Below are 12,165 nucleotides of genomic sequence, written 5' to 3'. Positions count from 1 at the left end.
ATGTCTTATCCCTTTACTGCGCCTGTGGTAAGTCCGTCTACAATCTGGTTGCTAAAAATGCTGTAAACGATAATTGTGGGCGCAATTGCTATGATGATTGCTGCAAACATCTGTACATAGTTTGTAGCATAGGGACCTACGAAATAAGTCAGAGTAACGGGAAGTGTTTTTTTAGCTACATCAGATATAAATACCATCGCCAGCAGCAGCTCATTCCAGTTGCCGACAAATGTCATAATACCTGCCACGAACATCCCCACTCTGGAGAGAGGTAATGCGATTCTGATAAAACAGCCATAGATGGAGCAGCCGTCAATACACGCTGCTTCAAATATCTCACCCGGCATACTTTTAAAGAATCCTGTCATTAAAAATATAGTCATTGGAAGTGAAAACGTAATATATGGAATAATCAGTCCAATGAGCTGATTGGTCAGATGCCAGTTGGAAAAGCGGACGAAAAGCGGGATCAGAACACAATGTACCGGTATCATCATTCCAATGAGAAAATACTGCATCATATACTTAAGAAAGCCCAGTCTCATTCTGGCGATGGCAAATGCCGCCATAGCTCCGATCAGTAAGCTGATGATCAATGCGGAAGTACACACAATTACAGAGTTTAAAGTTGCCACTCCTAACTGCCCGTTGACCCATGCAAATATGTAGTTGCCCAGCTGCAGAACACTGGGAGGTGAAAATGGTGAACTCAGTACTTCCCTGTTGGATTTTAAAGAAACGCTCAGCATCCAGACCAGCGGAAGTAAATAAACAAGAGCAAGGGCAATCAGGAATGCATATAAAAGCACACCGGTCAGAGTGATCTTTTTCTTTTTTTTCTGGTTATCTTCTATCTTCATTGTTTTCCTCCCTCTAAGACTCGTACGTTTCAACTTTTATGCATTTACTAATGAGGAATGTGGTAAAAAGGCATAAAATGAGCAGAATTATGGAAATCGCACTGGCATAACCGTATTTATAATATTTGAATCCCTGTGTATATAAATGGGTTGCCAGCACATCCGTACGATGGTTTGGTCCTCCCTGAGTCATATTATAAATCAGGTCAAAAAATTTAAGAGAACCAATGCAGTTCAAAGAAAGAGTTGTAATCAGCATAGGCTTGATTAACGGTAAGGTTATAAAACGGAACGACTGTCCTCTGGAAGCCCCGTCAATGTAGGAAGCTTCATAGATATCTCTGGATATCCCACTGATCTGAGCCATATAAAGCATCATATTCTGGCCCACATACTGCCACAAAGCAACACAACCGATCACCCACATGGGAAGAGGGATGAATCCTTTGGTGTTAAAAAGCCAGTTGGGCCCCTGGATACCAATTGAGCTCAAAAGATTATTAATACCTATTTTAGGATTAAAAAGAAACGCCCATAAAAGGCCAAGCGCAGCTGACGAAAGTACACAGGGAAGGTAGTAAATATTTTTAAACAAATTCCTGCCTGCCTTAATATTAGTCAGTAGAACCGCCAGGAATAAACCGACAATCTGCTGGGTCACACCAGAGAAAAGCATAAAAAATATGGAGTTTTTCAAAGCGATTTTCATGGTCTCATCACTGGTGAATAAATCGATATAATTTTTCAATCCGACAAAATCCGGTTTCGTCAGTCCCGTATAATTACACAGGGAATAGTAGATAACCTGAATAATCGGAACAAATAAAATCAGAGTAAATAAAAGGAATGCCGGCGCAATAAAAATAAAAGCCGCTTTTCTATCCTCCAATAGCCTGTTCATATGGCTGCCTCTCTTTCTATAATGAGGGTATGCAAAGGCGTTTATGCTTCGCATACCCTCATCTTTCTGTCAATTATTTTTTCCAGACGTTTTTATTATAGAAATCCTGTACTTTCTGAAGTGCCTGCTGTGGTTCTGCATTACCGAGGAATACATCTACCATGGCTGCATCAAAGGTATCTCCTGCTTCTACGCTTGCCAGTGATTCATTATAAAATCCTAATGTACCGGTTACGTTCTTTAAGATATCGTTGATATAAGCAAACTGCTTTGGAGCTTTGTTATAGTCAATTGCCACTTTGGTAACCGGAATCTTACCAGCTACTTCAGCCGTATACTTCTGAGCAGTGTCATCGGTGAACATCTTCATAAGTGCAAGGGCTGCTTCTTTATGCTTCGTGGTCGAACTCATAACAAGATTATCTGTTTTTACGATCATACGGTTTGGATCTGAACCACCCTCGATAGCAGGGAACTGGAATACGCCGCATTTGTCTTCAAATTCCGGATTGTTTCCGTTGATCTGAGCAATTGCCCATGATCCCTGTACCAGCATGGCTGCGTCTCCATTGTAGAAGTTTGCAGTTGCCTGATCATTGGAATCTCCAGCTGCAGTATCCTGGAAATACTGGGAAAGTTCTTTTAATTTCGTTGCTGCATCAACAAATGTCTTACTGGTCCATTCAATCTTACCTGCATTTACATCAACCAGATTATCCGGTCCGCCTTCACGGTCACAGAGATAACCGGCTATCATGGAAAGGCACCATGCAGTACCTGCAGAACAGGAAATTGGTGTATAACCAGCTTCTTTGATTTTTTTACATGCTGCGAGCAGTTCGTCATAGGTCTTCGGAACCTCAACCCCTGCCTTTTTAAAGATGTCTGTATTATAGAATACGCAGGCAGCTGCAAAGTTAGTAGGAACTGCCATGATCTTTCCGTCATATGTAATACGCTCAAAGATACCATCTGTAAAATTACCATACCACTGTGATTCCTGGTTTTTAAGAATATCTGTTAAGTCTGCTGCCGCACCTGATTCTACATACTGAGTTAAATTAGGACCTGGATTGCAGATAAATACATCAGGTGTATTGCCTGAAGTAACCAACGCATTCAATTTTGTGGGGTATTCCTCCAGATTGGTAGTCACAACATTACAGTAGTATTTCCCCTTATACTGTTCATTAAACCGGTCTATAACCTGTTTGTACCCCTTACTGATTAAATCTTCTGTAGCATTTAAATCATCCCAGAACATCCATGTAATCTGCTCTTCTTTCCCCGTTGCAGTAACAGAACCAGATGTAGTCTCTGTGGTGGCGCCTGATGATCCTGCACCTCCGCCAGTATCTGTAGATACTGAACATCCAGAAAGTGACCCCAATACAAGTGCAGCTGCCAAAAAACCCGAAACAAATCTCTTTACCATACCTTTCCTCCTTAACAATCTTCACATTATCTGAAGCAATTATGATATGTATTAACTCTATCAGAATTTTGTCCGTTTTTCTTTATAATTATTGCCTGTCTATTATCAAATATTGCTATTTGTAAATTTTATACATACTTTGCTTTTGAACGTAATATACATAATACACTTTTCAAACCAGGATTTTTTGTATTATTTAACTACCGAAAAATTAAAATATGCCTATTTTACTATTTTATATTGATATTTATTGTAGTATATTTTATAATTTTTACAAACAGCAAAAGCAATTATTCATTATCATTAATATTATGGGGAGGTTTTATTTTGATTGAAAATCTGAGAGGAACTCATGAGACTGTAAATTATAAAGAATATACCAATATCCGCCTATATGACAACACTCAGGCGGAAGACTATCCTTCCCACTGGCATACTCCCCTTGAAATCATTATGCCTCTTACCGGCAAATACACCATCGTTTTAAGCACCCACGCCATTGAATTAAAACCGGGTGATATTATTTTGATCTGTCCGGGAGTTATACACGCCCTGAAAGCGCCAAAATCAGGACGGCGGATTATATTTCAGGCTGAACTTCCCATGTTTCATGAAATCAAAGAGCTGGAATCCATACTTACGCTTTTAAATCCTACGTTCCTTGTTACGCCGGAACTTTATCCTTCTATACACGACCAGCTCCATCAGTACATGCTGGAAATTTTGGAAGAATACAGGAAAGACATGCCTCTCACAGAAACAAAGATTTACTCAAGGCTTCTGGAAATGTTTGCTCTGATTGGGCGAAACCATACCCAGCAGGTCAGTTCTCTGGATATTGGGAACATCCAGCAAAAAAAATATGCAGAGAAATTCATTTACATCTGCAATTATATCAGCAGCCATTGCACAGAGGAATTAACGTTAGAAGAAGTTGCATCTCTCCTTGGATTCAGCAAATATCATTTTTCCAGGCTGTTTAAACAATTTGCTAATATTTCATTTTATAAATATGTCAATAAAAAGCGGATAGCTGTTGCCGAAACGCTGCTGATTAACCCTCAGCTTTCTGTCACTGAAGTGGCACTGCGCTCCGGCTTTTCCAGCCCCTCCGCCTTTATACGAATGTTTAAAATCATTAAATCCTGTACACCTACAGAATTTCGCCAGATGTATATCCAGGATTAATCAAAAAAACGGACATGAAGCGGTCCAAAGACTGCGAAACGGTCAGAAGCCTCATGTACGGAAGATGCATATACCCCTACGGTACAGCCGGTGAATCCACCGGCTTTTTGTGAGCAGAGATCCCCTATCTGGAAGGACTGCCCTGTGGTGTGATTATCAAGCTCAACAGACAGTGCCTGGTCATGCCCCAGCAGCTTAATTTCATGAATCTTGCCGGTGACTTCTGTCCTGCTCTTCTCCTCCCAGTCTTCCCCTTTTCGAATGGTCGTTACCGCTTCCAGCTTTCCTTCTCTTTCACAAATGACAACTTTTACATAATGGGATTCATTGTAAAAATAAACAAGCCCCGCTTCCTCCGACCCTTTAGGATCGGACTCTATCGTTACCCCGATATGGAAAGTTCTGGATAAAAGCCGGATCCCTGCGTAGGCAGGAACTGACAAATCTTCTATGGTTTCAGGAAGGTAAGGTAGTTGCAGACTGCCTGCCCCGGTAATTTTTAAAGGCAGCCGGGAGGGATGATCTCTTAAACCAATCAAGCGCACGTCAAGGGGTTCTGTCCATTTAATATGGGGTTCTGACGGTAAAACCTCCTGCTCTTTATCCGAAGCGGATAACTCCAGGCACTCAGGCACCTTTCCAAAACCGGGACTCACCACCGGCCAGCCATCTTCCCATACTACATCTGCGAGAAATGTCTCTCTGCCTAATTCTGCACAGCCATTTAAGGGTCTTGTACCAAGCATCACCATAAACCATTCTTTATCCGGAGTCTCAATCAGATCTCCATGCCCGATACACTGCACCGGATAATTATGTCCCAGGTGACGGTGGGTTAAAATCGGATTATTAGGGCATGCCTCATAAGGGCCATAAAGACTCTGGCTTCGGGCAACCGTTACACTGTGATTAAACTCCGTTCCTCCCTCTGCAAGAAGAAGATAATACATGCCGCCGATTCGGTACAGATGAGGCCCTTCCGCCCATATTGTACGTTTCATGCTTCCATCAAACAATACAGCTGGTTGTTTTACCAGCTTTTTCTCCTTTAAGTCAAGCTCCTGAATCCATATCTCACAATCACCGTAATAAGCCGGATGTTCCTTTGTACGCTGTCCGATGTAATAGCAGGTATCTTCTTCGAAATACAGACTGGGATCAATTCCTGGCGCATTTTCCAGAAAAACCGGATCTGACCATGGGCCTTTGGGATCTGAGGCAGTAACATAGAAATTACCGCCGCCGGATACATTAGTGGCAATTACATAAAACAATCCTTTGTAGTACCTGATTGTGGGCGCATAAATTCCTTGGGAAACTCTGGCTCCGGAAAGCCGAAGCTGCTCCTTCCGTTCCAGAACGTGTCCGATTAAAGTCCAGTTCTTTAAATCAAGGCTTTTGAATACTGGGATACCAGGTGCATATGCAAAGGTAGAATGAACCATATAGTATTCATCAGAAACCCTGCATATGGATGGATCAGGATAAAAGCCTTTTTGTATCGGATTGATTATTTTTATCATGGCAGCCTCCTAAATAACCACAGCAGCAAATGGCTTTACAGGAAGATCTGCTTCGTTAAACAGATTAACTTCACAGTATCCCTCTTTTGCAAACCTGATTTCTACCGGTTCCTCTGTCAGCATTCCAAAATTAAGCAACAAATCCTGATCCAGTTTAAATTCCTTTACTTCAATTAAAATACCGCCCTGTTCTACACACAGGCTATTAATACCGTTCCCGTTTACGTGTAGTTTTGATCCAGTATGGGAAAAATGCAGACGGATCTGGTTTCCTTCCCGCTCTCCGCCTGTAAATTCCGGAGATTCACATAAGATGTCTTCCCCGTAAATCAATCCTCTTGCCAGAAGAGCCAGACGTTCGCCTACTTCCTTCTTTCTTTTGGGATGGATATCCTCATACATTCCCAGATCCATAATAGAGATCATACCTGTACCTGGTACGTTTTTTAATACCCGCTCCTGGCTCTCCCTTACCACAGGATAATCCTCTCCTCCGATGCCAAGCCATTTACCAAACGGAGCCAGCTGAACAAAGAGAAACGGCAGTTCATCCTGCCATAAGTCTCTCCAGCAGCGGATTAGAGAAGCAAAGGTTTTATCATATATCTCCCCATGTCCTGCATCCGATTCCCCCTGATACCATAAAACTCCCTTCACAGAAAAAGGGGCAAGTTCTCTCAGCATCATTTCATACAATCCGGAAGGACGGTAGTGGTGATAAGGCCCCAATGGGAGAACCGGTGCATCCGCAGTTTCAGCCATCCACCGCTCCTGATCCTGCTGGTTCATGCCATACATCATTGCTCTCCAGGCAACCTGATGAAGGTAGGAATCCTCATACTCCCATGCCTCAAGGCTGAGCCGTCTCATTTCTTCCTCATCAACAGCCCTCTCAGCCTCCTCATATTCTTTTTTAAATACAGACAGAGGCGGATCATTTAAATACGATGCTTCCATCCATGCACAGGCTGGAGTTCCGCCCCAGTTACAGCCTATAATGCCAACCGGAACACCAATCACCGGCTGAATGGCTCTGGCAAAAGAATAGCCTGGAGCCGAAAAGCTCTCCCACTGATATTCCTGTTCTTTAAACCAGCTTCCGCATTCAGGAAGCTCCCTGTTTTGACCGGGATAAGCAATCCTTTTGCAGTTAAACATACGGATCATATCGTTTCGCTCCCACTGCTTTATCTCATTCCAATGGGCATCGTATCTCAGATAATATTCCATGTTTGACTGACCGGCTGCTATGTAAATATCACCAATACAAATGTCATCCAAAACGACAGCCGGTTCCTTCCTTTCGTCAGCAAAAATCTCTAATTTTTGCCCATATGCTGCTTCCTTTGCCGCTAATTCGCAATAAAACTTCCCTTCTTTTATATCTGCAAAAATGCTGTCACTGCAGAAGGTGATTCTCAGCTTGTCCGTTCCCTCAGCTTCTCCCCATATTTTAATCGTCTTATTCCGCTGAAGGATCATTCCGTTCTGAAAGATTTCCGGTAATTTTATCTGTGCCATATTATACCCCCGTAAGCTGGTCATTTTTCTTTCAGTATAGCATAGAACCCAATGATTAAAAACAAAATACTTGCGTCCTTATTATCAATATTAGCTGTATCGTTCACCTTTTCCCCACAACAAGAAAAGACAAGGACCTGAATAATCAGATTCCCTGCCTTTTTATGTTTTGAGCTATTTCCATACTGAAATTATTCAGCAACAGAAATGATTTCTTTCTTGTTATAAGAACCGCAAGCTTTGCATACTCTGTGTGGCATCATAAGCTCACCGCACTTGCTGCATTTCACTAAGTTCGGAGCGCTCATCTTCCAGTTTGCTCTACGTTTGTCTCTTCTAGCTTTAGAAGATTTATTCTTTGGACAGATAGACATGGTTACACCTCCTTAAACTGTTTAAAAATATCCTGGATGACTGCCATTCTCGGGTCAAGAGACCTAACATCGCAGTCACAAGTCTCATGATTGAGATTTGTTCCACATCTATTACAAATTCCCTTACAGTCTTCACTGCAGAGAACCTTCATAGGCAGATTCAGTATGAGTTCATCACAAACCAACTGGTCTACATCCAGACAATAACCAATTACATATGGCTGTTCTTCGAGATCCTCTTCACTCTCATCTCTGGTTTCACTTAAATCAACCGTTCGAATGACATCAAAACTCAGCTCATTAGGGACAGGCTCCAGACAACGATCACAGGGAATCAGCAAAGTGAGTTCCACTTTTCCTTCCAGTTCCAGTTTCTTTCCACCCAGATTCATGATCCGCAGCACTACCGGTTTGGCATCTGCTATTTCATAATCTCCGTAGGGCCCATGATAAGTCTTCATCTCTATATCTGGTGTATAGGTTTTCTCTTTCCCTTCCAGGGTAAACAACTCGGTTAAATTAATAAGCATATTATAGTCTCCTAATACGCACCTATGTAATTATACATAGGGGCGCACTATTTGTCAACAAAATATTTCCATATTTCACATTATAAAAACTATAATGTGCTAATATTTTAGGAATTATACCAAAGCTTTTGTCTCTCTTGCAATTGCAAGCTCTTCATTGGTAGGAATTACACATACTTTTACCTTGGAATCAGGTGTGGAAATCATCATGCGCTCGCCTCTGTGGCTGTTCGCTTCTGCATCGATTTCTACGCCAAGATAGGATAAATAAGAACAGATTCCTGCACGGATTGGCTTATCATTCTCACCTACACCTGCTGTAAATACGATGGCATCTACTCCGTTCATAGCTGCAGTATAAGCGCCGATGTACTTTGCAACACGATAGATATATGCATTAATTGCTGTATCAGCCAGGTGATTTCCCTCTGCCTGTGCTTTCTGAACATCACGGAAATCGCTGGAGATTCCGCCGGACATACCAAGAATACCAGATTTTTTATTTAAGATATCCAGTACTTCGTTGACTGTCTTTCCTTCTTTATTGCAGATAAACTGAATCACAGCCGGATCAATATCACCACTTCTGGTTCCCATAATAAGACCCTCAAGAGGTGTAAGACCCATACTTGTATCTACGCACTTGCCTCCGATGGAAGCAGAGATGCTTGCGCCGTTTCCTAAGTGGCAGACAATTACCTTGCCATTATCGGAATCCAGTCCGCAAAAGCCCAGTGCTTCTTTAGAAACGAAGCTGTGGCTTGTTCCATGGAAGCCGTAACGGCGAATGCTGTATTTTTCAAAATATTCCGTAGGAATTGCGTAAAGAGATGCCTTCTCTGGCATACCCATACCAAATGCAGTATCAAAAACAGCTACGTTTGGTGTTCCTGGCATAGCTGCTTCACACGCCTCAATACCCATTAAGTTTGCAGGGTTATGCAGAGGTCCTAAATCGAAACAGTCACGGATCACTTTTTTAACATCTTCATTTACAACGATGGAATCACTGTAAATAGTACCGGCATGGAGAACACGGTGTCCTACTGCAGAAATTTCACTGGTATCTTTGATTACTCCATGATCAGGATTAACCAGGGCATCCATAACCAGCTTGATTGCTACAGTGTGGTTAGGCATCTCTTCTTCTAATTCGAATTTGCCTTTTCCTTCTGCTTTGTGAGTCAGTTTGGATCCGTTAATACCAATTCTTTCGCATAATCCTATTGCTAAAACTCCCTCGTTTTCCATATCAATCAGCTGATATTTTAAGGAAGAGCTTCCGCAGTTGATAACTAAAATTTTCATAAAACTAAATTCTCCTTCAATTATTTTACAATTTCGCCGTACTGTTCTCTGCCGCAGCCTGCTGCGTTAGATTCATCCGTATCAATGTGCATAGCCAGAGCATAGGACTCGCTTACACGTACAACTACATCTCCGAAAACAAGACTTCTGCCATTTGTGTCAATTTTCACAGAAACGATCTCGCCGTTTTCAACTCCCAGCTTTTGTGCATCTGCAGGCGTTGCATGAATATGACGCTTTGCTGCAATTACACCCTCAGCGATATCAATTTCACCTGCCGGTCCGACAATCTTACATGGTCCGCTGCCTGCAATATCTCCGGATTCTCTTACTGGTGCGGCGATTCCTGCAGAACGGGCATCTGTCAGAGAAAGTTCCACCTGAGTAGATTTTCTGACTGGTCCCAAAATGGACACTCCTTTGAACTCACCTTTTGATCCCACAACAGTAACTCTCTCCTCGCTAGCAAACTGACCTGGCTGGGATAATTCTTTCTTCTTGGTTAATTCATATCCCTGTCCAAATAAAATCTCAAGATGTTCCTGAGATAAATGTACATGACGAGCTGATGTTTCAACGATAAAATTCATACTTATCTATTCTCCTGTTCTAATTGATCAATGCTTCTTCTTGATTCTCACTCTATTCTATGAGCATTCCTGAAAATTTTCAAGTGTTGTGACAAAATAATTTGCATTTTTTGCGAAACAATAGCATAATATAGGTTGAAATAAAGAAAAAGGACGTTTTTTATGATAAAAGAGAAAAAATTGCATGCTGTAGGTATTATCGCTGAATACAACCCCTTTCACAATGGCCACGCCTATCATATCAGAAAAGCGAAAGAACTGTCAAATGCAGAATATGCTGTGGTAGTCATGAGTGGAGATTTTGTACAGCGGGGAGCTCCTGCTATCTATGATAAGTATACAAGGACTGCCATGGCACTTTCCTGCGGAGCCGATCTGGTATTGGAAATTCCTTCTGTTTTTGCTTCCGGAAGCGCGGAAGACTTTGCCTCCTGCTCTGTGGCATTGCTAAACGGCCTGGGGGCAGTTGATACCGTGTGTTTTGGCAGTGAAAGCGGGGATATGGAAAAACTTTCCGCTATTGCTACTATTCTCGCCAACGAACCTGCTGTTTATTCAGATGAGTTGCGTAAAGAGCTGAAAAAGGGGGCTACTTTTCCAGAAGCAAGAAACACCGCACTTGTTACCAGCGGCGCTGTAGGGAAAGAAGATGCCTCGATTCTGGCCTCTCCCAACAACATCCTGGGAATTGAATATTTAAAGGCCATCTATAGACAAAACGCTTCTTTAACACCTTTGACCATTGCAAGAAATGGAAGTGGCTATCACGATCCTCTGCTTATGCCCGATCGTTTTTGTTCGGCGACCGGACTTAGAAAGGCGTTAAGGGAATCAGGAGAACATTACAACGAGGTGGAGAACACAGTCTTCGATTATGTACCAGATCCGGTAAAAATAAAAATACAGGAAAGCAAACCTCTCTACTGTGATGATTTCAGTCTCCTTTTAAATTCCGCTCTCCTAAGGCTGTCTATGGAAGGGATCCCATTTAATAATTTTTCCGATGTGTCAGAAGAACTGGCTGCAAGAATTATAAAACAGCTTCCTGATTATCATTCATTTGAAGAAAAGATCAACCAGTTAAAAACCAGACAATACACCTATACTCGAGTGAACCGTGCTTTGCTCCATATTACGCTGGGGACAACCTGCCAGCTGGCGGAGGATGGCAGGCGGGCAGGCTATGCTCCTTACGCCAGAATACTGGGATTTAAAAAAGAATCCGTATCCCTGATGGGTGAAATAAAAAAGAGAGGGAGCATCCCTCTCATCGCCAAAACTGCCGGTGCAGAAACCAATTTAACGGGAGCAGCCGCCGCTATGCTCCGGCATGATTTCTATTGTTCTCACATTTATCAGACAGTATTACAGGCTAAATATGATATAAAAATTAAAAATGAATTTACACAATCCGTCGTCATATTATGACGGCGGATTGATAAATTCTCTAATTCTGTCTTTATATAGAAGAAACCGTGATTTGGGAACTACAATTTCCTGCTTCCACAGATCAAGAAGCTCATCAAAAGTCACAAACTTTGCATCTACAACTTCCTCCGCCTGTAACTTAAGATCATCTTCGGTGATATTCTGCCTGTTAATATAAGTATCCACAAACCGTTCCCTCTGTCTGATGCTGTGAATCAGCTTCAAATCCGCTTTTTCAGCATGAATTCCAGCTTCTTCCCAAAGTTCTCTTATAGCCCCTTCCACTGTGGTCTCGCCGGCAAGAACCGAACCGCCGGTACACTCCCACATTAAACCATAAGGCTTATCCGGATGCCGTCTGGTCAGTAAAATCAGATTCCTGTGATTTACAGTCCAGATATCAGCGATCAGATGATATTCCCCTTTTCCCAGCGGAACTCCCCGGACATGAGTCCTTCCTGTTGCCGCTCTGTTTTCATCGTAGATATCCCAAAGCTCCATAAGCCG

Annotated in this window: 12 protein-coding genes; 2 read left to right on the top strand and 10 right to left on the bottom strand. The window is 42.2% G+C overall.

All coding sequences use genetic code 11. The annotated features are described in order from the left end of the window. Positions 1 to 5 precede the first annotated feature (5 nt). The 3 genes from ABS301_RS24935 to ABS301_RS24925 form a co-directional block, all read right to left on the bottom strand. The gene (locus ABS301_RS24935) at positions 6 to 860 is read right to left on the bottom strand and encodes a carbohydrate ABC transporter permease (RefSeq protein ID WP_349674754.1); all 855 of its coding nucleotides are present in this window, start codon (positions 858 to 860) and stop codon (positions 6 to 8) included. 13 nt (positions 861 to 873) lie between these two features. Continuing rightward, positions 874 to 1,761 carry a carbohydrate ABC transporter permease gene (locus ABS301_RS24930; RefSeq protein WP_349674753.1) on the bottom strand — a complete coding sequence of 296 codons (888 nt, stop codon included), beginning with the start codon at positions 1,759 to 1,761 and terminating at the stop codon, positions 874 to 876. Between the two features lie 73 nt (positions 1,762 to 1,834). Continuing rightward, complete coding sequence (locus ABS301_RS24925) at positions 1,835 to 3,196, bottom strand: ABC transporter substrate-binding protein (RefSeq protein ID WP_349674752.1); 1,362 nt, start codon at positions 3,194 to 3,196, stop codon at positions 1,835 to 1,837. Between the two features lie 327 nt (positions 3,197 to 3,523). Between ABS301_RS24925 and ABS301_RS24920 the strand changes: the two genes are divergently transcribed. Next, entirely contained in the window at positions 3,524 to 4,384 is an 861-nt protein-coding gene (locus ABS301_RS24920; protein WP_349674751.1) for a helix-turn-helix transcriptional regulator, read from the top strand. Here ABS301_RS24920 and ABS301_RS24915 read toward each other — a convergent pair. The 6 genes from ABS301_RS24915 to pduL all read right to left on the bottom strand — a co-directional run bounded on the left by ABS301_RS24915 (position 4,381) and on the right by pduL (position 10,230). Continuing rightward, positions 4,381 to 5,907, bottom strand: a complete 1,527-nt coding sequence (locus tag ABS301_RS24915; RefSeq protein ID WP_349674750.1) for a glycoside hydrolase family 43 protein — start codon at positions 5,905 to 5,907, stop codon at positions 4,381 to 4,383. The two genes, ABS301_RS24920 and ABS301_RS24915, sit on opposite strands and share 4 nt — an antisense overlap. Positions 5,908 to 5,916: 9 nt before the next feature. Then, complete coding sequence (locus tag ABS301_RS24910) at positions 5,917 to 7,428, bottom strand: sialate O-acetylesterase (RefSeq protein ID WP_349674749.1); 1,512 nt, start codon at positions 7,426 to 7,428, stop codon at positions 5,917 to 5,919. Between the two features lie 191 nt (positions 7,429 to 7,619). Next, entirely contained in the window at positions 7,620 to 7,802 is a 183-nt protein-coding gene (rpmF, locus tag ABS301_RS24905) for a 50S ribosomal protein L32 (RefSeq protein ID WP_097006282.1), read from the bottom strand. Between the two features lie 2 nt (positions 7,803 to 7,804). Further along, the gene (locus ABS301_RS24900; RefSeq protein ID WP_349674748.1) at positions 7,805 to 8,332 is read right to left on the bottom strand and encodes a YceD family protein; all 528 of its coding nucleotides are present in this window, start codon (positions 8,330 to 8,332) and stop codon (positions 7,805 to 7,807) included. 114 nt (positions 8,333 to 8,446) lie between these two features. After that, complete coding sequence (locus tag ABS301_RS24895) at positions 8,447 to 9,640, bottom strand: acetate/propionate family kinase (RefSeq protein ID WP_349674747.1); 1,194 nt, start codon at positions 9,638 to 9,640, stop codon at positions 8,447 to 8,449. A gap of 20 nt (positions 9,641 to 9,660) precedes the next feature. Beyond that, positions 9,661 to 10,230 (bottom strand): phosphate propanoyltransferase, encoded by a 570-nt coding sequence (pduL, locus tag ABS301_RS24890; protein WP_349674746.1) that lies wholly within the window; start codon positions 10,228 to 10,230, stop codon positions 9,661 to 9,663. A gap of 162 nt (positions 10,231 to 10,392) precedes the next feature. Between pduL and ABS301_RS24885 the strand changes: the two genes are divergently transcribed. Continuing rightward, on the top strand, positions 10,393 to 11,658 hold the full coding sequence (locus tag ABS301_RS24885) for a tRNA(Met) cytidine acetate ligase (RefSeq protein ID WP_349674745.1): 1,266 nt from the start codon (positions 10,393 to 10,395) through the stop codon (positions 11,656 to 11,658). Here the strand turns inward: ABS301_RS24885 and ABS301_RS24880 are convergent. After that, positions 11,653 to 12,159 (bottom strand): NUDIX hydrolase, encoded by a 507-nt coding sequence (locus ABS301_RS24880; RefSeq protein ID WP_349674744.1) that lies wholly within the window; start codon positions 12,157 to 12,159, stop codon positions 11,653 to 11,655. The two genes, ABS301_RS24885 and ABS301_RS24880, sit on opposite strands and share 6 nt — an antisense overlap. Positions 12,160 to 12,165 lie beyond the last annotated feature (6 nt).

Source organism: Lacrimispora sp., from assembly GCF_031982545.1.
Lineage (GTDB): Bacteria > Bacillota > Clostridia > Lachnospirales > Lachnospiraceae > Lacrimispora.
Note: the sequence above shows the minus strand (reverse complement) of the source record. Positions and strands in the feature narration are given on the sequence as shown.

Bases quoted from the DNA above. Each gene is read 5' to 3' on its own strand.
- ABS301_RS24935 (WP_349674754.1), bottom strand. From the start codon at position 860: ATGAAGATAGAAGATAACCAGAAAAAAAAGAAAAAGATCACTCTGACC.
- ABS301_RS24930 (WP_349674753.1), bottom strand. From the start codon at position 1,761: ATGAACAGGCTATTGGAGGATAGAAAAGCGGCTTTTATTTTTATTGCG.
- ABS301_RS24925 (WP_349674752.1), bottom strand. From the start codon at position 3,196: ATGGTAAAGAGATTTGTTTCGGGTTTTTTGGCAGCTGCACTTGTATTG.
- ABS301_RS24915 (WP_349674750.1), bottom strand. From the start codon at position 5,907: ATGATAAAAATAATCAATCCGATACAAAAAGGCTTTTATCCTGATCCA.
- ABS301_RS24910 (WP_349674749.1), bottom strand. From the start codon at position 7,428: ATGGCACAGATAAAATTACCGGAAATCTTTCAGAACGGAATGATCCTT.
- rpmF (WP_097006282.1), bottom strand. From the start codon at position 7,802: ATGTCTATCTGTCCAAAGAATAAATCTTCTAAAGCTAGAAGAGACAAA.
- ABS301_RS24900 (WP_349674748.1), bottom strand. From the start codon at position 8,332: ATGCTTATTAATTTAACCGAGTTGTTTACCCTGGAAGGGAAAGAGAAA.
- ABS301_RS24895 (WP_349674747.1), bottom strand. From the start codon at position 9,640: ATGAAAATTTTAGTTATCAACTGCGGAAGCTCTTCCTTAAAATATCAG.
- pduL (WP_349674746.1), bottom strand. From the start codon at position 10,230: ATGAATTTTATCGTTGAAACATCAGCTCGTCATGTACATTTATCTCAG.
- ABS301_RS24885 (WP_349674745.1), top strand. From the start codon at position 10,393: ATGATAAAAGAGAAAAAATTGCATGCTGTAGGTATTATCGCTGAATAC.
- ABS301_RS24880 (WP_349674744.1), bottom strand. From the start codon at position 12,159: ATGGAGCTTTGGGATATCTACGATGAAAACAGAGCGGCAACAGGAAGG.